The following is a 24,687-nucleotide window of genomic DNA, read 5'->3' on the forward strand; positions in this document are numbered from 1 at the left end:
TCAGGCGCGCTCCAGCGCGATAGCGATGCCCTGGCCGACGCCGATGCACATGGTGGCGAGCGCGCGCTTCTTGCCGGTGAGCTTCAGTTCGAGCGCCGCCGAACCGGTGATGCGGGCGCCGGACATGCCGAGCGGATGGCCGAGCGCGATGGCGCCGCCATTGACGTTGACATGGGCCGCATCGTCGGCGATGCCGAGATCGCGCAGCGTCGCCAAGGCCTGCGATGCAAAGGCCTCGTTGAGCTCGATGACATCGAAATCCGACGGCGTCAGGCCGAGGCGAGTACAGAGCTTCTTCGTCGCCGGTGCCGGGCCGAAGCCCATGATGCGCGGCGCGATGCCGGTCGCAGCACCGCCGAGAATGCGGGCGATCGGCGTCAGCCCGTATTTCTTCACCGCCGCTTCGGAAGCGACGATCAGCGCCGCGGCCCCATCATTGACGCCGGAGGCATTGCCGGCGGTCACCGTGCCGCCTTCCTTCCTGAAGGGCGTGCCGAGCTTGGCAAGCGCTTCCAGCGTCGTTGCGCGCGGATGCTCGTCCTTCTCGACGATCACCGGCTCGCCCTTGCGCTGGGGGATGAACACTGGCACGATCTCCTGCGCCAGCCTCCCATTCTCCTGCGCTGCCGCTGCCCTTGCCTGGCTTCGGACAGCAAAGCGGTCCTGGTCCTCGCGGGATATGTCGAAGTCTGCCGCAACGTTTTCGCCGGTCTCCGGCATGGAATCCACGCCATATTGCTTTTTCATCACCGGGTTGACGAAGCGCCAGCCGATGGTGCTGTCGTAGATCTCGGCATTTCGCGAAAAGGCGGTCTCGGCCTTGGGCATGACGAAGGGGGCGCGGCTCATGCTCTCGACGCCACCGGCCATCATCAATTCCGCTTCGCCCGCCTTGATAGCGCGGGCAGCCATGATGACCGCGTCCATGCCGGAGCCGCAGAGGCGGTTGACAGTCGTGCCGGAGACCGACACGGGCAGGCCGGACAGCAGCGACGACATGCGCGCCACGTTGCGATTGTCCTCGCCCGCCTGGTTGGCGCAGCCGAAGATCACGTCATCCACGGCTTCCCAGTCGATGGAGCCATTGCGCGCCATCAGCGCTTTCAACGGCACCGCGCCAAGATCATCGGTGCGCACCAGAGAAAGAGCGCCGCCGAACCGGCCGATCGGAGTGCGGATATAATCGCAGATAAACGCTTCGGTCATGTCAGGCAGCCTCTTTGCCGTCGCCCGAATGGGCTTTCCTGGTGCGGGCGTTGATGTCGCGCAGCACCGTCAGTTCGCTTTCGGTGGGAACCGGGGTTCCCACGATTTCCGCGGCGAAGCGGATCGGCCAGCCGCAATTCTCGACGATCTGGTCGCGGGTGACGCCGCTGTGGATCGAGGTGACCGTCAGTTCCTTCGTCTCCGGGTCCGGCTCCAGGATGCACAGGTCGGTGACGACCCGCGTGGGGCCGGCCGTCTTCATGCCCAACCGTTCGCGGTGATTGCCGCCTTCGCCATGGCCCATTGACGTGATGAAGGGCAGCTTGTCAACGAATCCGCGCTTCGAAAGCGCCATGGTGATGAAGATGCGGCCGCAGCTGGAGGCGATCTCCGGCGCGCCGCCGCCCCCCGGAAGCCGCACTTTCGGATTGTCATAGGGGCCGACGACGGTGGTGTTGAGATTGGCGAACCTGTCGATCTGGGCGCCGCCAAGGAAGCCGGTGGTGATGCGGCCGCCCTGCAGCCAGTAGCGGAACATTTCCGGCACCGGGACGGTAAACAGCGCGGTGTCGCAGAGTTCGCCGTCGCCGATCGACAGCGGCAGCACGTCGGGCCGCGTGCCGATCGTGCCGCTTTCGTAGATCAGGGTGATATCCGGTGCATGCGTCAGCCGCGCGACATTGCAGGCGGCCGATGGTGCGCCGATGCCCACGAAGCAGACATCGTCATTGATCAGCGCCCGCGCGGCGGCGATGATCATCATTTCGGTCGGCGTGAAATCCTGGCTCATGCTCATCTCCTCACGCAATCTTCGCCGGCGTCTTCGCATATTTGGCGAAGTCCTCCGGCGTCGCGTTCATCACATTGTCCCTGATCCAGTCGTTGAAACGATCGCGGTCGCGGGCGATCTCGTCCCAGGCGATATAGAAGGCATTGGAACGCGGATAATAGCCGTGCGCGTAGGACGGAAAGGCGCCACCCGGGACATGGCAGACGGCGCTGATGGCCCAGCCCGGCAGGACGACGGAATTCGGCGAGGGCGGATTGAGCTCGTCGACGATCTCCTCGACGGTGACGATCGATCGCTTGGCCGCAAGCACCGCCTCCTTCTGCACGCCGACGATCCCTTCCAGCAGCACATTGCCCTTGCGGTCGGCACGCAACGCGTGGATCACCGAGACATCGGGCCGGATCGCGGGCACGGCTGCCAACACTTCGCCAGTAAAGGGACAAGTGACCGATCTGATATTCGGGTTCACCTTCGGCAGGTCGGCGCCGATATAGCCGCGCAGCATGGCGAAAGGCAGATTGGCGGCGCCCGCCTCATAGGCATTGGCCATGGCGGCATGGGAATGCTCCTCGATGTCCAGCGGTCGCGGCCACTGGTTCTCGACGGCATCGCGGAACCGGTGTAGCGAGCCGACGCCGGGATTGCCGCCCCAGGAAAACTTCATGCCACGCGCCGCGCCGACACCGATGAGCTGATCATAGATGAGGTCCGGCGTCATGCGGATGAGGAAAAGATCCTTCCGCCCCTGCCGGATGATCTCGTGCGCGGCGGCATAGGGAATGAGATGGGTGAACCCCTCCATGGCGAGCGTATCGCCGTCCCTCAGATTGTCTGCGATGGCCTCCGCAAGCGAAATGATCCTGGCTGCCATGACGGCCCTCCTGTCGTGGTGCTGTTCATATAAGGCAAGTCAGCCGCACCTTGATGCGAGTAAGCGGCAGGCGCGCAGGTTCGTCAAACAATTTGTGCGATAATTGACATTTGTTCAATTATCGCACAAAATCTCTCCAGCATCAGGATGGAGAAATGCGGGAAACGGATTTCATCGGCGGATTCGCCAAGGGGCTGAAGGTGATAGAAGCCTTCGGGGAAGCACATCCGCGACTGACGATCACCGATATTGCCGCGATCACCGGGCTCGACCGCGCCACCGCGCGGCGCTGCCTGCTGACGCTCCATGAACTCGACTATGCGGACTATGACGGAAAATTCTTCCAATTGACGCCGCGTATCCTGCGGCTTGGCCATGCCTATCTCTCGGCGACACCGCTGCCGCGCCTCATCCAACCCAGTCTCGACGCCCTGTCGGAGAAAGTCGGGCAGAGCGCTTCGGCGTCCGTGCTCGATGGCGCCGAGATCGTCTATGTCGCCCGCGCCGCGCAACGCCGCGTCATGTCGATCAACCTCATGGCCGGCTCGCGCCTGCCGGCCTACTGCGCCTCGATGGGCAGGGTCCTTTTAGCGGCCTTGCCGGATGCCGAGGCGCGTGACCTCATCGACGCCTCGGAACTGAAGGCCAATACCATCAACACCATCACCGATCCGGACAGACTGATGGCCGTGCTCGCCCGCGTGCGAACGGATGGTTATGCCGTGATCGACCAAGAACTGGAGATCGGCCTCTGCTCGATCGCCGTACCGCTGGAAAATGCCCGCGGCCGCGTCGTGGCGGCGCTCAATATCGGCGCGCCGGCTGCGCTGGTGCCCGCCGCGGATATGCCCGAACGCTATCTGCCGGCGTTGCGCGAGGTACAGGCGGCACTGCGCAAAGTGCTGGTGTGATCCATCCGATTTCTTGACAGCACAGGCAGCGGGGGCGTCTAATCCGCTGCAATGCAGCAAGGAACAGGGCAGCAAGGAGACAGAGATGAGCAGCGCCGACGAGACACCGGAAACCAAGCTGACCCTGTCGAAGCGCCGCTGGGCGGAACAGGGCAAGTTCCTGACCGGCAAGACGGCGCGCCCCGAAGCCGACCGTCTTCCGCCCGGCCAGCATCTGGTGAAGAACTGGCCGGTGCTCGACCTTGGCCAGCAACCCGTCATTTCGCTGGACGCCTGGCGGCTCGATATCCGCGCCGGCGTCGAAAACCCGGTGACGCTCACCTGGAAAACCTTCAACGACCTGCCACAGGCCGAAAAACTGTCGGATATCCACTGCGTAACCACCTGGTCGCGCTACGACAACAGATGGCAGGGCGTTTCGACCCGGGACCTGCTCGACCATGTCATGCCGAGGCAGGAGGCGCGGTTCGTCATGCTGACGAGTTCCGACGGCTATACGACCAACCTGCCGCTGTCCGATTTCGCCGCCGAGGATGCGCTTCTTGCAACTCACTGGGATGGTGCGCCGATTACAACCGAACATGGCGGCCCGGTCCGCCTCGTCGTGCCGCATCTCTATTTCTGGAAAAGTGCCAAATGGATCAGCCGCATCGAATTCATGCCGGGTGATGCCGCCGGCTTCTGGGAGCGCAACGGCTACCATATGCGCGGCGATCCCTGGACCGAAGAGCGCTATTCGGACGACTGAGCCTGGCGGACAGTCTTTTCCCGCTCGGCCGCCCGCCAGGCCTTCGGTGTCATGCCGGTCCGGCGGGCGAAGACACGGGTGAAATAGGCCGCATCGGAAAATCCGAGACGGTATGCGATGTCCTTTATGGTCGCCGTCGTCAGCGCGAGTTCACGCCGCGCCTCCTCCATCAGCTTGCGGGCGATGAAGTCATGGGCGCCCTGTCCGGTGACGGCGCGAACAATCCGGTTCAGATGCGTCGGTGACAGGCCAAGTTCGGCGGCATAGAAGGCGGCCGGCCTGTGCGAGCGGAAATGCTGGTGGACCAACGCATTCAACCGCTCGACGCGCCGCTCGTTTGCGCCACCGATCCGCTCCTCATCCCCGTAGCCACCCCAAAGCCGTGCCGTCAGCGTCAGCGCGGTCGTGAGATAGGCCTCCATCAGATCGGTGCGACCGCTCTGGCGCGACAGCCATTCGGCACCGAGCCGTTTCAGGGTTTCGTCGACATGGCGCGCATCGGCGTCGTCGGGATCAAGAACCGTCACGCGCGGTGCGGCAAGAAAGATGCCGAGACGGCTGCGCCCGCCGGGCACGACGCGCAGATGCGATGAAAGGAGGGTGATGACGAAGCCATCAATATCCTGCGAAAAGCGAAAGCCGTGGCCAAAGCCAGGCGGCACCGTGACCACCGAGCCGGGACGGATCGCAAGGATCTCCCTGCCGAAGACGGCATCTCCGGAGCCGTCCGAAATGTACAAAAGTTGAAAGAAGCTTTCGTGCCGGTGTAGGCCGATTTCCCAATGATGCAGGCTGCTGCGCGAGGGAATGGTTTCGCAATGCAGCCAGAAATTCGGGCTGCTGGCACTTCTCTCGCCATAGAGATCATAGGTCGGGACGTCGTTCTGCACCATCCGCTCCGGAATGCTGATGTTCGATTTGTGCAATTTTTTGGCCGATCTGTCCATTGCCGCAGCTCGCGCCGCCGCACAGAATTGCCGAAACGCAATTGTCCGGAGTGTTCATGCGCACCCAAATCGCCATCATCGGATCTGGCCCCTCCGGCCTGCTGCTTGGACAATTACTCAGCAATGCCGGGATCGACAATGTCATCCTCGACCGGTCGAGCAAGGATCATATTCTTGGCCGCGTCCGCGCCGGCGTGCTGGAGGAAGGCACCGTCGGCTTGATGGATCGGGCCGGGGTCGGCGCGCGCATGCACGCCGAGGGCCTGCCGCATGACGGATTTTCACTGGCTTTCGACGGCCGCGATCATCGCATCGATCTAACCGATCTCACAGGCGGCAAGCGCGTCATGGTCTATGGCCAGACCGAGCTGACGCGCGACCTGATGGAACGGCGCGCCGCGGATGGCACACCGGCGGTCTACGAGGCGGCAAATGTCATGCCGCAGGGATTTGATGGCGCGACACCCTTCATCACCTTTGAAAAGGATGGCGCGACACACCACCTGGATTGCGACTTCATCGCCGGCTGCGACGGATTTCACGGGGCCAGCCGCAAGGCAGTTCCAACGGGCGCTATCCGGACTTTCGAGCGCATCTATCCCTTCGGCTGGCTCGGTATTCTGGCCGAGGTGCCGCCGGTGAGCGACGAACTGGTCTATGCCAATCATCCGCGCGGTTTTGCGCTCTGTTCCATGCGCTCGAAAACCCGCAGCCGCTATTATGTCCAATGTGCGCTCGACGAAAAAATCGAGGCATGGTCCGACGAGCGATTCTGGGACGAGTTGCGCCGCCGGCTTCCCGCCCACCATGCCGAGGCCATGGTGACCGGGCCGTCCTTCGAAAAATCCATCGCGCCGCTTCGCTCCTTCGTTGCCGAGCCGATGCGGTTCGGCCGGCTTTTCCTTGTCGGTGACGCAGCCCATATCGTGCCGCCCACCGGCGCCAAGGGCCTGAATCTCGCGGCAAGCGACGTCCACTACCTGTATTCGGGCCTTGCCGAATATTATCACGATCGCTCGAATGCCGGTATCGACGCCTATTCGGAGCGGGCGCTGTCTCGCGTCTGGAAAGCCGTCCGCTTCTCGTGGTGGATGACCACGATGCTGCACCGCTTTCCCGATAGCGGCGATTTCGACCAGAAGATCCAGGAAGCGGAGCTGGACTACCTCACCCATTCCCGCGCGGCGGAAACGGTACTCGCGGAAAACTATGTCGGCCTGCCCTATTAACCCCCCGGGCCAAGCAACATCATTGTGAAATCGTCTATAGTCCGACGAATTGCTGGCAGATGGAGGGTCGCATGGTTGCTGTCTCGGTCGAATTGCGCAATGTCGAAGGAACGGAAGCGGCGATGGGTTGGGCTGGCGGCCACACCATCGTCATCGATCGGCCCGAGGGCAAAGCCGGGGGCGCCGGCCTCGGCTTCAATGGCGCCCAACTTCTCGGACTGGCGCTCGGCGGCTGCTTCTGCAACGATCTTCGCTATGTATCGCACGAAATCGGCGTACCGCTCGGACGCATCGCGATTACCGTGACCGTTGAGCTCGGCGGCACCCCGCTTGTCGCGACCGCAGCTTCGATGCGCGTGGAATGTGACACGCTCGACGGCTCGGATCCGCGGCATGTGATCGAGAAAGCGCAGGCGGTCTGCACGGTCGCGAACTCGTTGCGCGCGGGTCTGGCCGTTTCCATCCACTGCTGATCAGGTATGCTGCGGCACCTTTCCGGCCGCTTCACGGATCGTTTGCATCAGGATCGACAGCGGCATCGAAGGCACGGCGTCGGTTCGCATGGTGAGACCGACCGGTCCGCTCGTCCCGCTGGTGTCGATCGGCAGCGTCACGAGCATGCCATCGGCAATGTCGCTTGCCACAACGCCGGCCGAAATGATCCAGATCGCATCGCTTGCGCGCACGAAGGCGCGGCCGAAGGCATCCGAAACCGTCTCGATCTGGATGGGCAGGCGGGCAATCCCGTTGGCGATGAGGAAGCTTTCGACGAAAGGACGGATGATCGAGGCGCGGGTCGGCATCAGCACCGGATAGGCACCAAGATTGGAGAAATCCGCCGCCTTGCCGGCGAGCAGTGGATGGCCTGCGCGCACGCAGAAGACCACCTGCTCGGAATAGAGATGCTCGAAGGAGAAACCGGTCATCTTCTCGGGCGCGGCCAGCCGGCCGACGACCAGGTCGAGATCGCCGACGCGCAACTGTTCCAGCAGAACGGCATTCTCGCCGGTGACGATCTTGATGCGCGCGCCGGTATCCTCCTTGAGGAACAGGCTCATCGCATGGGGCATGATGCGGGTGGACACCGTCGGCAGCGCCCCGATGCGGATCGGCAAGCCGTCGCCATGGCGCTCCTGCGAGACCGAATCGAAACCCTGCCGGAGTGCCGTCAGCGCCGCGCCCGCATGTTTCAGAAACACGTCTCCATAGCGGGTGATCCTGATGCCGCGTCCGTCACGCTCGAAGACGGCGACGCCCAGCACCTCCTCCAGTTCGCGGATCGTCTTGGTGACGGCCGGCTGGCTGACATGCAGCAGCTCGGCCGCCTTCATCACGCTCTTCTGGCGCGCGACCTCGACAAAGGTCTGTAGATGACGAAACTTGATGCGATTGTCGATCACGAAACACATAACCCCGAAGTTAAGGAAATGGCATGAAATATCATTTTACCTAACCGGATCAAAGTATAATCTGCCGCTTCAACAGGAGGGCTCCCGTGCAGTTTGCCCGCGTCAACGACATCGCATTGCATCACCAGGTCATCGGCGGGCCGGCAGACAGGCCGGTGCTGGTCTTTTCCAATTCGCTCGGAACGGATTTCCGCATCTGGCGCGACGTCATCGTTCGCCTTGCCGGAGATTTTCCGATCCTGGCCTATGACAAGCGCGGCCACGGTCTTTCGGATGTCGGCCACATGCCCCACACGATCGACGACCATGTGAGCGATCTCGCCGCGCTGATGGACAGCTATGCGATCAAACAGGCCGTTATCGTCGGCCTTTCCGTGGGTGGATTGATCGCGCAGGGGCTTTATGCAGCGCGACCGGATCTGGTGCGGGCTCTTGCGCTCTGTGACACCGCCCACAGGATCGGCACAGTTGAATCATGGAATGCGCGCATCGCGGCCGTCGAAGAGGACGGGCTCGAGACCATGGCCGACACGGTGATGGAACGCTGGTTCACGCCGGCCTTCCGCCGGCCGGAGAACACCGCCTACCAGGGCTATCGCAATATGTTGGTGCGCCAGCCGGCCGCAGGCTATGCCGCGACCTGCGCCGCCATCCGCGATGCGGATTTTACCGAGGCTGCCAAGAGGATCGCGGTGCCGGCGCTCTGCATCGTCGGCGACCAGGACGGCTCGACGCCGCCCGATCTGGTGCTGTCCATGGCAAGGCTCATTCCCGGCGCCGGCTACGAGATCATCCGCGATGCGGGACATATTCCCTGCATCGAGCAGCCGGAGGCGTTGGCCGAACTGCTGCGGGCTTTCATCCAACCGCTCTTGCATGAGGAACGACAGATTGGCTGATACAGACGATTTTTCCGCTCTTTATGAGCGCGGCATGGCAACGCGCCGCACCGTGCTCGGCGACAGCCATGTGGACAGGGTACAATCCGCCATCACCGATTTCGATTTTCCGTTTCAGGAGTTGATCACCGAGGCTGCCTGGGGCACGGTCTGGTCGCGCCCTGGCTGGTCGAAGCGCGAGCGCTCGATGGTGACGATCGCGCTTCTGGCGGCACTCGGCCATGACGAGGAAGTGGCGATGCATGTCCGGGCGACCGCAAACACCGGCGCGAGCCGCGAGGATATCGCCGAAGCGCTCCTGCATGTGGCGATCTATGCCGGCGTACCGGCAGCCAACCGGGCGATCAAGATCGCCAAGCAGGTTTTTGACGAGACGGGCGCAGGGAAGATGGGTTGAGACGGGAATGAGCGATATGTCCAACAGGAAGCCCGAGACGGGCGCCTTCTTTCCCCGCGACCGCAGTTGGCATCCGCCGGCCTATACGCCGGGCTACAAGACCTCGGTCCTGCGCTCGCCGCAAAAAGCGCTGCTGTCGCTCGACGGCACGCTCTCGGAAATCACCGGCCCGGTCTTCGGCCATTCGATCCTCGGCGAGCTCGACAACGATCTCATCCACAATTTCGCCCGCGCCGGCGAAAGCGCGATCGGCGAGCGGATCATCGTGCATGGCCGGGTGCTGGACGAGCGCGCACGCCCCGTTCCAGGCGCATTGCTGGAATTCTGGCAGGCCAATGCCGGCGGGCGTTACCGCCACAAGAAGGAAAGCTATCTGGCGCCGCTTGACCCTAATTTCGGCGGTTGCGGCCGTGCGATCACCGGCGAGGACGGCACTTATGCGTTCCGCACGGTCAAGCCCGGCCCCTATCCCTGGCCGAACGGGGTCAATGACTGGCGCCCGGCCCATATCCACTTCTCCGTCTTCGGCCATGGCTTTGCCCAGCGCCTGATCACCCAGATGTATTTCGAGGGCGACCCGATGATCTGGAAATGCCCGATCATCGCCACCATTCCCGACCGCGCGGCAATCGAGCAGTTGATCGCGCCGCTCGACTGGGGCAATACGATCCCGATGGATGCGCGCGCCTACAAGTTCGACATTGTGCTGCGCGGTCGCCGCTCGACGCTGTTTGAAAACCGGCTGGAGGGCAATTGATGGTGCAATCACTCGACACCCTCAAGGAAACGCCGTCGCAGACCGCCGGCCCCTATGTGCATATCGGCCTGACCCCGAATTTCTGCGATATCGCCGGCGTTTATCAGAACGACCTTGGCACGGCGATGGTCAACGATAATACGCTCGGGCAGCGCATCACCGTCACCGGGCAGGTCTTTGATGGCACCGGCACGCCGATGAAGGATGTGCTGATCGAAATCTGGCAGGCGGATGCTGCGGGGCTCTACAATAGCCCGTCCGAAATGCGCGGCTCGGCCGATCCGAATTTCACGGGCTGGGGGCGCTCGGCCGCCGATGGCACGACGGGAGACTATCGTTTCGAGACGATCAAGCCCGGCCGCGTCCCCTTCAGGGACGGTCGCAAAATGGCGCCGCATATCTCGTTCTGGATCGTCGCGCGCGGAATCAATCTTGGCCTCAATACCCGGATGTATTTCGCAGACGAGACGGCCGCCAATGCGGAGGATCCGGTGCTGGCGCGCATCGAACATCGTATCCGCGTGCCGACACTGATTGCCGAGGGCGACGGAAAGACCTACCGTTTCGACATCCATCTTCAGGGCGAGAAGGAAACGGTGTTCTTCGATATTTGAGGTCGTCGATTCCGCCTTGTCTTGGCCTTTGAAGATGCGGCATGAGTGCTGGCATCCGATACCCGGATTGAAATGAGGACCCGTGACCGTATCTCCCTTCGATCATCCCTATCTCGTCGGTCTTCTCGGCGATGAGGAAACCGCAGCGCAATTTTCCGCCGCGGCCGAGATCGAAGCCATGCTGCGTTTCGAGGTCGCCCTGGCACGGGCCGAGTGCGATGAAGGGGTTGTTCCTGTTGCGGCGGCCGAGCGGATCGCCTGGGCAGTCCTGCATTTCGCGCCCGACATGGCGGCGCTCCGGCAGGCGGTCGGCCGGGACGGCGTCGTCGTGCCGGAACTGGTGCGGCAATTGCGCGAAGCCGTGGGACCGGAGCACGGACAATATGTGCATTTCGCAGCCACCAGCCAGGATGTGATCGATACCGGCCTGATGCTGCGGCTGAAAACAGTGGCGGCAGGTTTCGATCGCCGGATCGAGGCGCTTGAAGAGGGCTTGAACGAACTTTCCCGAACATTCGGCGCAAACCCGCTTACGGGGCGCACCCGCATGCAGGCGGCGATCGGGATCACGGTTTCGGACCGCATCTCTTCCTGGGCCACCCCCTTGAAACGCAACCGTGCCCGCCTTCAATCCTTTATCGGAGACGGTCTTGCGGTCCAGTTCGGCGGAGCCGCCGGAACCCTGGACAAGCTTGGTGAAAAAGGCCCGGCGGTGCGCGCACGGCTTGCGGCGGAGCTCAGCCTTGCCGACCGCCCGCAATGGCACAGCCAGCGCGACGGGATCGCGGAGTTTGCAGGCCTGCTCTCGCTCATCACCGGCAATCTCGGCAAACTTGGCCAGGACGTCGCGCTGATGGCGCAGGAGGGCACCGAGATTGCTCTGGTCGGTGGCGGCACGTCATCGGCGATGGCACACAAGCAAAACCCCGTCGCGGCCGAAACGCTGGTGACGCTGGCGCGCTTCAACGCGGTGCAACTCTCCGCCATGCACCACGCCCTGGTCCACGAACAGGAGCGCTCCGGCAGCGCCTGGACGCTCGAATGGATGGTATTGCCGCAAATGACGGTGGCGACGGGAGCGGCATTGCGGCTGGCCGGGCAGTTGCTCGCTTCCATCCGCTCGCTCGGCACGTCATAGGGAAAGCGATACATAAGCAGAGAGTTATGCAATATGGCACATATTTCATTTTACATCACCGTTTCATCTGGCACTCTGACAAAGGCCAGGCTGGCCTGAGACCGGCCGACAAGGGAGGGAAACTATGAGGAAATTTGCGGTTGCGGCCTTTGCCGCCATGCTGATGGGCGGCGTCGCGCATGCCGATACGATCAAGGTGGGCGTCGTTGGTCCCTTTTCGGGTCCGTTCGCCCTGCAGGGCAAGAATTTCAAGGCCGGCATCGATGCCTATATGGCGCTGAACGGTTCGACGGTCGGCGACGATACGATCGAGATCATCTACCGCGACGTGCCGACGGCCGACCCGGCCCAGTCCAAAGCACTCTCCCAGGAACTCGTCGTCAAGGAAGGCGTGCAATATCTCGCCGGATTCTATTTTACCCCGGATGCCATGGCCGCGACACCGCTGCTCGAGCAGGCGAATGTGCCGATGGTGATCATGAACGCCGCCACCTCGGCGATCGTCACCAAGAGCCCCTATGTGGTGCGCACATCCTTCACCACCTGGCAGACCTCGACACCGATCGCCAAAGTCGCCTTCGACGAGGGCGTCAAGAAGGTGATTTCGGTGGTCAGCGATTACGGTCCGGGCGTCGATGCCGAAAATGCCTTCAAGGCCGGCTTCACGGCTGCGGGCGGCGAAGTGGTGGAGACCATCCGCATGCCGCTCCAGACCAATGATTTCTCGCCGATCATGCAGCGGATCAAGGATTCCGGCGCGGAAGGCGTTTTTGCCTTCCTGCCCTCCGGCCCGACGACGCTCGGCTTCGTCAAGTCGTTCAACGAGAACGGATTGAAGGATGCGGGCGTCAAATTCTTCGCGCCCGGCGATCTGACCCAGGAATCCGACCTGCCGGCGCTGGGCGAAGCGGCACTCGGCCTCAAGACCACCTTCCACTACGCCGTCTCGCATGACTCCGCGGAAAACAAGACATTCGTCGAAGCCGCTTCCAAGGCGATCGGCAATCCGGCCGAGCTTTCCTTCCCGGCTGTCGGCGCCTATGACGGCATGCATGTCATCTACAAGATGATCGAGGCTACCGGCGGCGAGCAGGATGCGGCCAAGGCGGTCGAGGCCGTCAAGGGTCTCTCCTGGGAAAGCCCGCGCGGCCCGGTGACGATCGATGCCGAAAGCCGCCACATCACGCAGAATATCTATCTGCGCGAAGTCGCCAAGGCGGAAGACGGCACCTATTACAACAAGGAAATCCAGACTTTCGAGAAGCAGGGCGACCCGGGGCTGGAAGCGGCGAAGTAAGGGCACCGTGAAGGCGGGCGAATATGGGAGGGGATCCTCGGGTCAAGCCCGAGGATGACGACGGCGGGTGTGTGACGGGATGTTCGACACGCTGTGACAGGAGGAACCTTCGCGGCAGGCAGTCCCTTGTCGTCCTGCACTCCCCATACTCTCCGACGTCGTCTATTCTCCGCCATCCTTTATTCGCCGTCATCCTTTACCCTCCGTCATCCTCGGGCTTGACCCGAGGATTCAGGACCGGGCACCGTAAGGCAGTCACCGCAAAGGGGCTGCGGGCAAAACCCTCGCGGCGCAACAGCAGGACAGTTCATGCAGACGATCCTCAGCATAGCCATCGACGCGCTCGCCTATGGCATGGTGCTGTTCGTCATCTCCATCGGCCTTTCGGTGACCATGGGGCTGATGCGGGTCGTCAACCTGGCGCATGGCGCATTTGCGATGATCGGCGGCTATATCGCCTCCTATGCGGCGCGTGACCTCGGCCTTGCCTATGGCTTCGCGGTCATCATCGCTGTTGTCGGAACCATCCTGATCGCGATCCCGATCGAGCGCCTGCTCTACCGCCGCATCTATGGCGCGCCCGAATTGACGCAGGTGCTGATGACCATCGGCATCACCTTTTGCGTCATCGGCATTGCCAATTATGTTTTCGGCCCGACCTTGAAGACGATCCCGGTGCCCGCCGAGTTGCAGCAATCGGTCAGCCTCGGCTTTCGCACGATCGCCGCCCACCGTCTTTTCGCGATCGCCTGCGGCCTGGCGGTCGCCCTTGGCCTCTGGTTCCTGATCGAGCGCACCGCCTTCGGCGTGAAATTGCGCGCGACCGTCGACAATGCGGCGATGGCGGCGGCGCTCGGGGTCAAGACGAAGATCGTCTATGCCGCAAGCTTTGCCGTGGCGGTCGGGCTCGCGGCCTTCGGTGGCGTGGTCGGCGCGGAATTGCTGCCGGTCGAGCCCTATTATGCGCTGCGCTACATGGTCACCTTCCTCGTCGTCGTCTCGGTTGGTGGCGCGGGCTCCATTCCGGGCGCTCTCGCCGCCTGCCTGCTGCTCGGTGGCATCGACACGACCGGGCGTTACCTCATGCCGGAATTCGGTGAATTCTTCTTCTATCTGGCCGTCATCGCCATCGTCTGCCTGTTTCCGCGCGGCCTTGCCGGCAGGGCCAAGTAGATGACGGTTCCCACAAGCAAGGACAGCGCAAGCAGCGCCACTTCCGATCGCCGTGTCCGACTGCGGCCCGACGTCATCGGCGTCCTCGTCATCGCCGCCGCCGCCATTGCCGGCTATCTGCTGTTTCCGAACAATCTCGCGCTGCTGACCCGCATCACGGCGATCGCGCTGCTCGTCCTGTCGCTCGATCTGGTGACCGGCTATTGCGGCGTGGCGACGCTTGGCCATGCGGCATTGTTCGGCGCAGGTGCCTATGGCGCTGGCATTGTCGCGGTGCATTTCGGTATGACCGATCCCTTTGCCATGCTCGGCTTCGGCATCATCGCCGGCGCCCTTGCCGGCCTTGTTTCCGGCGTCGTCGTCCTTCGGGCCCATGGTCTGCCGCAGCTCGTCCTGTCGATCGCCATTGTCCACCTCGCGCATGAAGTCGCCAACAAGGCCTCCGGCTGGACCGGCGGCAGCGACGGGCTTGCCGGCATCACCCCGGATGCCGTCTTCGGCCTTTATCAGTTCGATCTCTGGGGCCGCACGGCCTATGTCTTCGGCATCGTGCTGCTCATTCTCGTCTTCGTCGTTCTGCGCCAGATCGTCCGCTCGCCGTTCGGCATGCTGTGCCGGGGTATCCGGCAGGATCCGCTGCGCGTGCAGGCGCTCGGCGCCTCGGTCAACGGCACGCTGGTCAAGATGTATGTGATTTCCGGTGCTGTCGCAGGCGCCGGCGGCGCGCTGAACGCAATCTCCACCCAGGTGGTCGGTCTCGACAGCCTGAGTTTCACCCTTTCGGCCGAAGCGCTGGTGATGCTGGTGCTCGGCGGAACGGGATCGCTCTATGGCGCGCTGATCGGCACCCTCACCTTCATGTGGTTCGAGGATGTGGTTTCCGCCGCCAATCCGTTCCACTGGCTCACCATCGTCGGCGCGCTGCTGATTGCCGTCGTGCTCTTTGCGCCCAAGGGGCTTTACGGAACGATTGCCGCTTGGTTTGCCGGCCGCAAGAGGAGATCGGCATGAGCGCGGTGTTCGAGGTCCGCAACCTGAAGCGCAGTTTCGGCGGTCTTGCGGTGACCAATGACGTTTCGATTTCCATGGCGCCGGGCGACCGCGTGGCGCTGATCGGCCCGAACGGCGCCGGCAAGACGACCTTCGTCAACCTGGTGACCGGCAATCTCAAGCCGAGCGCCGGCCAGGTCCTGCTCGGCGGCGAGGATGTGACCGGACTGAATTCCACGCAACGGGTCCGCCGCGGCCTCGTCCGGTCTTTCCAGGTCACCCGCCTGTTTCCCGAAATGACGCCGGAAGAACACGTGGCGCTTGCCATCCTGCAGCGGGAAGGGCGCAGCGGCCGCATGTTCGGCAGCCATCGCGCCATGGCCGATGTCGGCGAGGAAACCGCCGCCATCCTTTCGACACTGGGCCTGTCATCCCTGGCGGACAACAGGGTCCGCGAGATCGCCTATGGCCAGCAGCGCCTCCTTGAACTGGCCTTGGCACTGGCGCTGAAACCGAAGGTCCTGTTGCTGGACGAACCCGCAGCCGGCGTTCCGCAGAGCGATACGGGCCTCATCGAGAAGGCCCTGGCCGACTTGCCCGCCGATCTCGCCGTCCTGATGATCGAGCACGACATGGATCTCGTCTTTCGCTTTGCCCGGCGCGTCATCGTGCTTGCCGCCGGCGAGATCATCTTCGACGGACTGCCATCCGACGCCACGCGGGACACGCGCGTCCGCCAAGCCTATCTCGGGAGCTATGCCGATGCCCGCAGCCTCGCTTGACATCGTCAATCTATCGGCCGGCTACGGCCCGACCCGTGTGCTGGAGGAGATTTCCTTCTCCGCGCCCGCCGGGTCGCGCCTGGCGGTTCTCGGCCGCAACGGCATGGGCAAGTCCACACTGCTTGCGACACTGGCCGGCCAGACCCGGCGCTATGGCGGAGAAATCCGCCTCGGAGGAGAGCCAGTCGAGACAATCGACAGTTCCTCCCGGGCGCTGAAGGGCCTCGGCTACGTGCCGCAGTCGCGCGATGTCTTTCCGACGCTGACCGTAGAGGAAAACCTTTTCGTCGGCCTCAAGGCGCGTCCGAAAGCAGCGATCGAGGAGGCCTATGAGATGTTTCCGCGCCTGAAGGAACGCCGGCGCAATCTCGGCTCCCAGCTTTCCGGCGGCGAGCAGCAGATGCTGACGACCGCGCGCACCATTCTTGGCCAGCCGTCCGTTCTCCTGCTGGACGAGCCGCTGGAAGGGCTGGCGCCGGTAATCTGCGAGGAGTTGATGGCGGCGTTCGGCAAGCTGGCCGCCTCCGGCGAAATGACGATCCTGCTGGTCGAGCAACGCATTCAGAGCGCACTCGATTTTGCCGAGCAGGTCATCATTCTCGAACGCGGACGGATCGCCTGGAAGGGCGCGCCGGAAGCGCTTTCGGCTGATCCTGACACGGTCGAAACCCTTCTCGGGGTCGGTGGACTGCATTGACCTGCAAGGATGGGTGAGAAGGAGATTTATCTTTTCTCAACAGCCGATTTTAATCAATCCGCGCTGATCGGTCCTAAGGCGCAGCCACCATGAGAGGCGGCATGTGCAGGTAGCGCGCGACCTTGCGCTTGGCGGCGATATCGCTCCAGACCGCTTCTACCTGGCTGGCCGAAAGGCCGACTGCGGGCCCGACATCTACGGCAGCGACACCGTTTCCCAGCCCGTAGAGGCAGAGGTCCATCTTGGCGTAGGGGAGCGCGAAGTAGAATTCCTCCTGCGTTTGCGCCAGCGAATAGGTGTCGGTGGTCGGCGGCCTCGCCCTTATCTCCGCGGGTACGCCGAGATATTCGGCAAGCCGGTAGACCTGCGACTTGTAGAGATGGGCGATCGGCTTGATATCGGCGGCTCCGTCGCCGTTCTTGACGAAGAAGCCCTGGTCGTATTCCAGCCGGTTCGGCGTCCCGATCACCGCGAAGTTCAGCCGGTCGGCGTGATAATATTCCAGTTGCTTGCGGGTCCGCTGCTTCATGTTGGTTGCGGCGACGATGCCGAGATAGGCAGGCGCCGGCAGCCGCACCTTGCTGGTCTCGCCCGATGGCGCGCGGACCACCAGCGAGGAAATATTGTAGCCGCCGGTCGTCAGCGCATTGTCGAAGACGATCTTGGAGGCCCAGCCCGGGCCGTAATCCGGCACCACCTGACGGATGAAGCCGTCGCGCCGCTCGTAGCACCCCATGGCGGCGAGCGAAGGGCCGATATCCTCGGTGACGCTCTCCATGCCAAAGGTCGTGGCCACGCTCTGCCCGAGCCTCAGGCTTTGCGGATCGGAATCGTTTTCCGGCATGAACAGCCCAAAGACGTTCTTCGCACCAATCGCCCGCACAGCAAGAGCCGCGCAGACGCTCGAATCGATCCCTCCGGAAATGCCGAGCACAAGACCGCGCTTGCGCAGGTCGTCGCGCAACGCCGCGCGGATCATCGCAGTGATGCGGTCGGTCTCGGCTGCCGGATCGATATCGAGTGCGGCGGCGGAAAAGGCACGGGATTCAGGCTTTGTCATCACGATCGTCCTGTCTGATCTGGAATTGCCGCCGCAAGCCGGCGGCTCACCTTGCCGGTATCGGTCACGGGGAGAAAGGTACGGAATTCGACGGATTTGGGAACCATGTAATCCTCGAGATGCCGCGCGCAGTGGCGGATCACGTCGCGCTCGCAAAGCTGCGGATCGGAGGCGACGACCAGGGCGCGGATTGCCTGGCCGAGAACCGGATCGGCAACGCCGATGACCAGCGCCTGCGACACGCCACCCAGCGCATGCAGCACTGCCTCGACTTCCTTTGGGGCGACTTTCTCCCCGCGCGACTTGATGATGTCGTCCTTGCGGGCGACGAAGGTCAGGAAGCCCTGCGCATCAATGGTGAAGAGATCGCCGGTGTGGAGGCGCAGGTCACCGCCTGCCGGGTCCGGCCTCAAGGCTCGTTGTGTCGCTTGCGGATTTTCCCAATAGCCGCGCATCAGATGCGGCCCGGAGACGACGAGTTCGCCGACCGTGCCGGCCGCCACCTCATGCCCCGCCTCATCGACGACCGTGGCCTGCGTTCCCGGAATGGCGAGGCCAACTGAGCCGGGCCGCCTGTCGAGCTCGGCCGGCGGCAGCCATGCGGCGCGGGTACATTCCGTCTGGCCGTACATGGAGAAGAGCCGCACATGCGGGAAAAATGCGCGCAGGCGTTCAATATGGGCGATCGGCAGCGGCGCGGCGGCGCTGGTCATATAACGCAGGCTTGCGAACAGGCCGGGATCGAGACCTTCCATCTGCGCTATCATCGCCGCCATGGTCGGTACCAGCGGAAAGCCGGTGACGCGCTCCTCGCGGATCCGCTCGAAAATGGCGTAAGGGAAGGCAAAGGACTTTTCGAGGATCAGGGTCGCGCCGAGCCGCACGCTCATCAGCAATTGGTAGAGGCCATAGCCGAACGCCATCGGCAGGACATTGAGAATGATGTCGTCAGCGGTTTTTTCGAGATAGGAAATGATCGAGCCCGCCGCTGCGTCCATGGCCGCATGCCCCATCATCACGCCCTTCGGCTCGCCGGTCGAGCCGGATGTATAGATGATCATGGCCAGGTCATCGTCGGAAAGCCCGGCCAGGGCCGGCAGGGGCGCAACCACAAGACAGGCCGCAAAATCACGGGCCTTCTCGAGTGCAGCGGACGGCGAGGTCAGAATGATCTCCGCCACAGGTACAGCGGCCGTGGCCTCGACGACGATGCCAGCCAGCTTTCCCTGCGCGATGATCGCCGCCGGTTTGCAGTTTCCGATGATGAAGGCAAGCCGCCCGGCCTTGGTCGAAGGATTGATCGGGCAGAGAACAGCGCCGGCCTTCCAGACCGCGAAGATCGAGACGGCCGCTTCCCATCTGTTTTCCATGAAGACGAGAACGCGGTCTCCCTTCGTCACGCCCCCGGCAAGAAGCGATACTGCAAGACCATCGGAAAGGCTGGACAGTTCGGCATAGCTCAGGCGGCGCCCGCCAACCACCAGTGCCGTCTTGCCGGCAACCCGCTCCGTGCTCCTTCGAAGATAGTCCTCGATGCGCATCGCGCTCGGTCCTCCTGCGGTCAGTGGACCCGCTTGCGGTCGATGAAGGCGACGATCTTGCCGATCGTGTCTAGATTGGCCGGCACAATATCGGCGTCCTCGATCTTCACCTCGAAATGCTCCTCGATAAAGCTGACCAGTTCGAGAATACCGGTGGAATCGACCAGGTCGTTGTCGATCAGCGACAGGTCGTCCGGCAGCGGCTGGCTTTCGTCGCCGAACAGGAAATTGTCGATGATGAAGGTGCGAATATCGGTCCTGGTCGCCTCGGACATGCTGTCAATCCTCTTTGGTTTTTTGGCTTTCGGCGCCCTTCGGCGGGAAAGCCGCCTGTAATAATTGCGTCGAGAGAATACCTATGAAAGCCGCATTATCGCGGAAGCTCGTTGCCTGTTGGTGAAGGACCTTGCTTTTTAGCTTCTCAACGGCGGGCGCATTGAAAAGCCCGCCTTTTGCCAAGGCCTGCGACGACAGCATCTCATCGAGATAGCCGGGGTTTTCGGTGAAAGCGGCGCTTTCCGGCGCCCTGTAGGGCTGTTTGGGCCGGTCGATGATCGCGTCCGGCACCAGCCCCCTGGCGGCTTCCTTCAGGACATGCTTCTCGCAGAGCCCGCGCAGCTTCACGTCGGGTGAGAGCCTTGACGCGAAGGCGACGACGCGGTGATCGAGAAAGGGAAACCGCCCCTCGACGCCATTCGCCATCATCACCCTGTCACCCTGGCTGGAGAGAATATAGCCCGGCAGCAGAAAGGCCGTTTCCAGATATTGGGCCTGGTGGAGCGGGTGCCAGCGGGCGAAATCCGCGGGCAATTGCGCGGCGAGATCGGCAGCCGCGTCATAACCGGCCAGCCGATCCTTCAATTCCGGGGAAAAGAACAGTTTTGCCGCCGCCGTCGAGCGGAAGCGCGGCCGGTGCGAAAACAGCGGATCATCGACCGCATCGGCGCCGGCACCGAAGAAGCGGGCAAGATATTCCGGCGACTGTTGCTGGAGGCCGGGCAGATAGGGATAAAGCCGCCGGAAGAGCAGCGGACGCCGTGTGGAGTTCGGTTGCCGGCCACAGAAGCGGCGGATCTTTGCCTCGCGAAAGAGATCGTAGCCTGCAAAAATTTCGTCGGCGCCCTCCCCCGTCAGCACGACCTTCATGCCGTCCTCGCGCACCAACTGCGACAGCATATGCAGCGGCGCCGGCGCCGTGCGCAGCACCGGGCGCTCCATATGGTGGACGATCTTGGGAAAGATCGCGGCAATATCGCCGGCGCCGCACCGGACGGTGGCATGGGTAACGCCGAGCGCCTCCGCCATCAAAGCCTGCCAGGCGCTTTCATCATGCTCCTTGCTGTCGAAGGCGACGGAGAATGTGTGAAGGCGCCCCGGCACAGCACGGGCGGCCAGCGCCGAGATCAGCGACGAATCCAGACCTCCCGACAGATAGGCGCCGACCGGTACATCGGCACGCAGGCGAATGCGGGTGGCGTCGTCGAGAAGTGCGGCCAGTTCCTCCGCCGGCACATCGGCGGCGCCGGCCTCGGTCCGATCCGGAAATTCCAGTTTCCACCATTGGTTCACACTGCGGTGGTCCGCATCGATGAGCATCATATGGCCGGGCGGTAGTTCGAAAATATTGGAAAAGGCCGTCCTTGGCGGGATCGGCGCCCAAAGGGTGAAGATCTGGTCGAGCGCCACAGGGTCCATGGCGGCATCGATCCCGGGCACCGCCAGAAGCGCCTTGATCTCGGAGGCGAAGAACAATGTTCCTTCATGCTCGGCATAGAACAGCGGCCGCACGCCCATGCGATCGCGGGCGAGCATCAGTCTTTGCTGCCGCTCATCCCACAGGGCAAAGGCAAAGTCGCCGTTGAGGTCCTCGAGAAACTGCGGCCCTTTCTCCTCATAAAGATGGAGAATGACTTCGGTATCGGAATGGGTCCTGAAACGATGGCCACGGGCGGTCAGTTCGTCGCGCAGTTCGACATAGTTGAAGATTTCGCCATTGTAGCAGAGGACGCTCGCACCATCCGCGCTGCGCATCGGCTGCTGGCCATCGGCAAGCCCGACGATCGAAAGCCGGGTATGTGCAAGGCCGACGGGGCCATCCGCATGGATGCCGTCCGCGTCGGGACCGCGATGCGACAGGGCCGCGCCCATTTGCCGAAGCAGGGCATTCGCGCCGTCCGGCGGCACACCCCGACCGAAATATCCGGCTATCCCGCACATTGCGCCACCTCCGCCATCAATCGAACCGATCGCCGATAAGGCGTGTCCAGCCCTCACCTGCCAGACCGTTGAAAAAGCCATGGCCGGCGGCGACCGTCTTCAAAAGCTCCGGGCGCCGTGAGTGGAGGACGGTTGAGGACGCATGCACGAAAGCGAATTTCCGGCCGAGCATGGCATCGAGAAGCGCGGGCTGCACCCGTCCGCGCAAGGCCGCCATGTCGCGTTCGTAGGCATTCTTCAGCAAGCGGTCGATGACGATTCCTTCAAGGCCCGGAAGCGCCATGATCTGCACCACGCGCCCGACCCGCCCCCTGTCGCCATAATAGAGGAAGGCGCCGACCGCCTTGCCGGTCCGGGCCCGGACGATGCGCAGCACGCGTTCGCCATGGAGCGCCTTGCGGCGCGAATGGACCAGCATCTCCTCGAGCTGCACCGACGACCAGCGCGGCCGCAACTCAAACGGGGCGAGGAGCTCCGGCACGAGGGCGATAAACTCCGCCTCGCTGGCATCCGTATCGGAAAAGCCGTCGGCCTTGTCGGCAGTCGGGCGGTAGCGCGACCAGGACTGCCCCTCGCCGCGCCGGCCCGACAGAGCATCCACGGAAATAGCCAAAGGTCGCAGCACTCTCAGCGCCCCGAGACGGCCGGCTGCCATTTCAAGGCCGAATGCCGCCGGGCGGAGGACGCGCAGCCATTCAAGACAATAGGATGGCGGCGCGATGGCGCGCATCTTGCGCCACATCCCGGTGGAGATATCGTTGGAGGTCTCGCTGAAAGACAGGTCCTGCGGGCCTGACAGCACGTCGCGCAGCAGGCGCGCGCCGGCAAAGGGATCGTCATCATGGCCATCGACCATGAATGTGCCGCAGACCGCGGCGCGCAGCGGCTCCCCGTTGAATTCCATCGGCATAGGCAGGACGCCGAGAAAGCCGGAGACGCGCCCGTCGGCACGCACATGGACCTTGGAGGCGATCGGGTCATCCGCCTCGCGCCGATCGAGGAAGATGGTCTTCAGGTAGGCCTGCAGCGACGGGCTGGCGGGCGCCTTCTGCTTGCGCAGGCGACGCTGGAACAGGCCGGCCACTGCCGGGAGATCGCCTTCGTCAAACAGCCGGATTTCAGACATGGTGAAGCTATTCGTTGCCCTATAGATAAGTGCCGAACGCTGCCCCTCAGCAGGCGGCCGCACCTTCTCTACCAGACAGAGCTAAAGAAAACGTCACGATGCAGAAATGCGGTTTCGACCCCGCGCGGTCATCACCAAACGGCGGACTATACTCTGCCTATGAAAGGGGATTGGGGAATGAGCGTCGCGCATAGAGGAGACGGGGCCGCGTGACCAAAGGGAGATGGATCGGCAAAGTTCCGTTCGGCAGCAAGCCTCGGCGGGCGACGCGACAATACGTGCCCGCCTGAAGGTGTTCGGTTAAGCGCCGGCTATCAGATTTTCGCTGTCTCGCCAGCTTCCTTCAGGGAGGCAAACTTCATCGTCACGCTCCTCAAATTCTCGTCCAGCCACTTGGCCATCGCCTTTTCCTCTTCGAGATTGGCCTTGAGGGCGGAGGTGGCATTGGCAAATCCGCCGAGTTCGGCGATCGTCAGCAGCGACTTATAGGCAGCGATCTCGAAATTCTCGAAGGCGAAATTGGCAAAGGAGTTCTTGAGAATCTCGTCGCCGGCCATCGTGTGGCCCATGGCGGCCATGGCACCGGTGAAGGAGAGCGCCATGTCCTTCAGGGAGGAGGAATCCTCGTTCAGATCGGCCAACAGACCATCGATGCGGGTGATCTGGCCTTCCGTTTCGCGAATATGCTGGTCGAGCTTTGCCGCGACTTCGGGATAGTTTTCGATGCGGCTGAGTTGCGGCTTCATGATCGACAGAGCCTGGTTTTCCATGGCATGGGCGTTTTTCAGCCCCGTGACGAAGATGGAACGTGTTTCGGTTTCATAGGTCATTGGTTTCTCCCGTTTGATGACTGGCAGCATCCCGAACCATCGGGCGCGCAGATCTGAAACTCGGCCTTGAACGACCGGCGTCCTGCGGCGGGCGATACTCGCCCACCGCAATGCACCGGCTAACAGCCAGTCCAGCCAAAAGTTCCATCTGCGACGTGGGGACGGGATTACATTTGAGGGTGCGAGAACAGCCTATCTGCGATCGGCAATATCCGGGTTTGCCATCACAGCCAGATGAATCGGCGGCTCAGCCGGCCAGGTTTCGCCAGGCCATATAGAGTGCCACCAGCAGGATCAGGGCGGCGAAGACCGTGTTCAGCGTGGATTTTCGAGCGGCCAATGATTGCGCTGCGCGGGTTCCGGCAAAACCGCCGATAGATCCCGCCGCCACGAAGACCAGTGCAAGCGGCCAGTCTACCAGACCGGAAACGGAGTAGCTGAGAGCGGTGACCAGCCCGAAGGCGGTTACCGAGACGAGCGACGAGCCGATCGCGTTCAGCGTCGGCATGCCGGTGGAAAGGACAAGACCCGGCACGATCAGAAACCCGCCACCGATCCCGAAGAAGCCGGCGCAAAGGCCCGTTCCTGCGCCGATACCCAGAACCTTCGGCGCATTGTTGCGGTTGCATTGCGCGAGCGGATCGCCTTCGCTCGAGCGGCGACGGAACATCAGGATGCCGACGACCATCATCAGGAAGGAAAACAGGAGCAGCAGTCGCTGGCCGTCCATCGCCTTGCCAAGGCTGGCACCGATAAAGGCACCCACCGAGCCCGTCGCCATGAAGATCGTCGCGCACCGCCATTTCACCGTTCCGCAACGGGCATGGCTGACAAGCCCGGTGGCGGCATTGAAGGCGACGGAAAAGGCACTGGTCCCGATTGCCATATGCGCATTGGGAACACCAACGAAATAGACCATCAACGGCACCGCCAGGATGGAGCCACCGCCACCGAACATGCCAAGGCTGAAGCCGACCAGACCGCCGGACAGGGCACCCGCCACATATTGGTATATGTCCAGCGACATCTCGGCTCCGTTCGTTCGCCCGGTGTGCAAA

Annotated in this window: 26 protein-coding genes; 14 read left to right on the top strand and 12 right to left on the bottom strand. The window is 62.9% G+C overall.

Annotation, left to right across the window (positions count from 1 at the left end; all coding sequences use genetic code 11):
- From pcaF to ASD31_RS17495, 3 genes are read right to left on the bottom strand one after another with little or no spacing between them, the layout of a single operon-like run.
- Window positions 1-1,206, bottom strand: coding sequence for a 3-oxoadipyl-CoA thiolase (gene pcaF, locus ASD31_RS17485; protein WP_056336589.1), 1,206 nt, complete (start codon window positions 1,204-1,206; stop codon window positions 1-3).
- A 1-nt stretch (window position 1,207) separates the two neighbouring features.
- Entirely contained in the window at window positions 1,208-1,996 is a 789-nt protein-coding gene (locus ASD31_RS17490) for a CoA-transferase subunit beta (protein WP_056336592.1), read from the bottom strand.
- Between the two features lie 10 nt (window positions 1,997-2,006).
- A complete protein-coding gene (locus ASD31_RS17495) occupies window positions 2,007-2,867 on the bottom strand; it encodes a CoA transferase subunit A (RefSeq protein ID WP_056336595.1) in 861 nt (286 codons plus the stop codon).
- A gap of 155 nt (window positions 2,868-3,022) precedes the next feature.
- On the opposite strand from ASD31_RS17495, the gene ASD31_RS17500 reads away from it, so the two are divergent.
- Both ASD31_RS17500 and ASD31_RS17505 read left to right on the top strand, forming a co-directional pair.
- Complete coding sequence (locus ASD31_RS17500; protein ID WP_056336599.1) at window positions 3,023-3,778, top strand: IclR family transcriptional regulator; 756 nt, start codon at window positions 3,023-3,025, stop codon at window positions 3,776-3,778.
- 85 nt (window positions 3,779-3,863) lie between these two features.
- A complete protein-coding gene (locus ASD31_RS17505; RefSeq protein ID WP_056336602.1) occupies window positions 3,864-4,526 on the top strand; it encodes a sulfite oxidase-like oxidoreductase in 663 nt (220 codons plus the stop codon).
- Here the strand turns inward: ASD31_RS17505 and ASD31_RS17510 are convergent.
- Entirely contained in the window at window positions 4,511-5,416 is a 906-nt protein-coding gene (locus tag ASD31_RS17510; protein WP_156392699.1) for a helix-turn-helix domain-containing protein, read from the bottom strand. The genes ASD31_RS17505 and ASD31_RS17510 overlap by 16 nt on opposite strands.
- Window positions 5,417-5,529: 113 nt before the next feature.
- On the opposite strand from ASD31_RS17510, the gene pobA reads away from it, so the two are divergent.
- Together pobA and ASD31_RS17520 are read left to right on the top strand one after the other, a co-directional pair.
- Complete coding sequence (gene pobA / locus ASD31_RS17515; RefSeq protein ID WP_056336605.1) at window positions 5,530-6,702, top strand: 4-hydroxybenzoate 3-monooxygenase; 1,173 nt, start codon at window positions 5,530-5,532, stop codon at window positions 6,700-6,702.
- Between the two features lie 71 nt (window positions 6,703-6,773).
- Complete coding sequence (locus tag ASD31_RS17520) at window positions 6,774-7,175, top strand: OsmC family protein (RefSeq protein ID WP_056336607.1); 402 nt, start codon at window positions 6,774-6,776, stop codon at window positions 7,173-7,175.
- Here the strand turns inward: ASD31_RS17520 and pcaQ are convergent, their stop codons facing one another.
- Window positions 7,176-8,102, bottom strand: a complete 927-nt coding sequence (gene pcaQ, locus ASD31_RS17525) for a pca operon transcription factor PcaQ (protein ID WP_056337236.1) — start codon at window positions 8,100-8,102, stop codon at window positions 7,176-7,178. It lies immediately after the preceding gene.
- Between the two features lie 95 nt (window positions 8,103-8,197).
- On the opposite strand from pcaQ, the gene pcaD reads away from it, so the two are divergent.
- The 10 genes from pcaD (at window position 8,198) to ASD31_RS17575 (ending at window position 16,855) form a co-directional block, all read left to right on the top strand.
- Complete coding sequence (gene pcaD / locus ASD31_RS17530) at window positions 8,198-9,010, top strand: 3-oxoadipate enol-lactonase (RefSeq protein ID WP_056336610.1); 813 nt, start codon at window positions 8,198-8,200, stop codon at window positions 9,008-9,010.
- Window positions 8,988-9,407 carry a 4-carboxymuconolactone decarboxylase gene (pcaC, locus tag ASD31_RS17535; RefSeq protein WP_156392700.1) on the top strand — a complete coding sequence of 140 codons (420 nt, stop codon included), beginning with the start codon at window positions 8,988-8,990 and terminating at the stop codon, window positions 9,405-9,407. The genes pcaD and pcaC overlap by 23 nt, the downstream gene beginning before the upstream one ends.
- Window positions 9,408-9,414: 7 nt before the next feature.
- A complete protein-coding gene (gene pcaH / locus ASD31_RS17540) occupies window positions 9,415-10,164 on the top strand; it encodes a protocatechuate 3,4-dioxygenase subunit beta (protein ID WP_056336615.1) in 750 nt (249 codons plus the stop codon).
- Window positions 10,164-10,778 carry a protocatechuate 3,4-dioxygenase subunit alpha gene (pcaG, locus tag ASD31_RS17545; RefSeq protein ID WP_056336618.1) on the top strand — a complete coding sequence of 205 codons (615 nt, stop codon included), beginning with the start codon at window positions 10,164-10,166 and terminating at the stop codon, window positions 10,776-10,778. Before pcaH ends, pcaG begins: the two co-directional genes overlap by 1 nt.
- A gap of 82 nt (window positions 10,779-10,860) precedes the next feature.
- Complete coding sequence (locus ASD31_RS17550) at window positions 10,861-11,916, top strand: 3-carboxy-cis,cis-muconate cycloisomerase (protein ID WP_056336623.1); 1,056 nt, start codon at window positions 10,861-10,863, stop codon at window positions 11,914-11,916.
- 124 nt (window positions 11,917-12,040) lie between these two features.
- Complete coding sequence (locus ASD31_RS17555) at window positions 12,041-13,213, top strand: ABC transporter substrate-binding protein (protein WP_056336626.1); 1,173 nt, start codon at window positions 12,041-12,043, stop codon at window positions 13,211-13,213.
- A 309-nt stretch (window positions 13,214-13,522) separates the two neighbouring features.
- The gene (locus ASD31_RS17560) at window positions 13,523-14,386 is read left to right on the top strand and encodes a branched-chain amino acid ABC transporter permease (protein WP_056336629.1); all 864 of its coding nucleotides are present in this window, start codon (window positions 13,523-13,525) and stop codon (window positions 14,384-14,386) included.
- Window positions 14,387-15,397, top strand: a complete 1,011-nt coding sequence (locus ASD31_RS17565) for a branched-chain amino acid ABC transporter permease (protein ID WP_056336631.1) — start codon at window positions 14,387-14,389, stop codon at window positions 15,395-15,397. It begins immediately after the preceding gene.
- Window positions 15,394-16,158 carry an ABC transporter ATP-binding protein gene (locus ASD31_RS17570; RefSeq protein ID WP_056336634.1) on the top strand — a complete coding sequence of 255 codons (765 nt, stop codon included), beginning with the start codon at window positions 15,394-15,396 and terminating at the stop codon, window positions 16,156-16,158. The genes ASD31_RS17565 and ASD31_RS17570 overlap by 4 nt, the downstream gene beginning before the upstream one ends.
- Window positions 16,139-16,855: an ABC transporter ATP-binding protein gene (locus ASD31_RS17575; protein ID WP_056337239.1), complete on the top strand. Its 717-nt coding sequence runs from the start codon at window positions 16,139-16,141 to the stop codon at window positions 16,853-16,855. Before ASD31_RS17570 ends, ASD31_RS17575 begins: the two co-directional genes overlap by 20 nt.
- A 73-nt stretch (window positions 16,856-16,928) precedes the next feature.
- Here the strand turns inward: ASD31_RS17575 and nadE are convergent, their stop codons facing one another.
- From nadE to ASD31_RS17610, 7 genes are all read right to left on the bottom strand, one after another.
- A complete protein-coding gene (gene nadE / locus ASD31_RS17580) occupies window positions 16,929-17,915 on the bottom strand; it encodes an NAD(+) synthase (protein WP_056336638.1) in 987 nt (328 codons plus the stop codon).
- Window positions 17,915-19,456 carry a class I adenylate-forming enzyme family protein gene (locus tag ASD31_RS17585; protein ID WP_056336641.1) on the bottom strand — a complete coding sequence of 514 codons (1,542 nt, stop codon included), beginning with the start codon at window positions 19,454-19,456 and terminating at the stop codon, window positions 17,915-17,917. Before ASD31_RS17585 ends, nadE begins: the two co-directional genes overlap by 1 nt.
- 20 nt (window positions 19,457-19,476) lie before the next feature.
- Window positions 19,477-19,731 (bottom strand): acyl carrier protein, encoded by a 255-nt coding sequence (locus tag ASD31_RS17590; protein WP_056336645.1) that lies wholly within the window; start codon window positions 19,729-19,731, stop codon window positions 19,477-19,479.
- A 4-nt stretch (window positions 19,732-19,735) separates the two neighbouring features.
- On the bottom strand, window positions 19,736-21,673 hold the full coding sequence (gene asnB, locus ASD31_RS17595; RefSeq protein ID WP_056336648.1) for an asparagine synthase (glutamine-hydrolyzing): 1,938 nt from the start codon (window positions 21,671-21,673) through the stop codon (window positions 19,736-19,738).
- A 16-nt stretch (window positions 21,674-21,689) separates the two neighbouring features.
- Window positions 21,690-22,799, bottom strand: coding sequence for a hypothetical protein (locus ASD31_RS17600; RefSeq protein ID WP_056336652.1), 1,110 nt, complete (start codon window positions 22,797-22,799; stop codon window positions 21,690-21,692).
- Window positions 22,800-23,113: 314 nt separating this feature from the next.
- Window positions 23,114-23,629, bottom strand: a complete 516-nt coding sequence (locus tag ASD31_RS17605) for a ferritin-like domain-containing protein (RefSeq protein WP_056336654.1) — start codon at window positions 23,627-23,629, stop codon at window positions 23,114-23,116.
- Window positions 23,630-23,876: 247 nt separating this feature from the next.
- A complete protein-coding gene (locus ASD31_RS17610) occupies window positions 23,877-24,656 on the bottom strand; it encodes a sulfite exporter TauE/SafE family protein (protein ID WP_056336657.1) in 780 nt (259 codons plus the stop codon).
- Window positions 24,657-24,687: the final 31 nt, after the last annotated feature.

The sequence above is a fragment of the Rhizobium sp. Root482 genome, assembly GCF_001426565.1.
In the GTDB taxonomy this organism is placed as follows: Bacteria; Pseudomonadota; Alphaproteobacteria; order Rhizobiales; family Rhizobiaceae; genus Pararhizobium.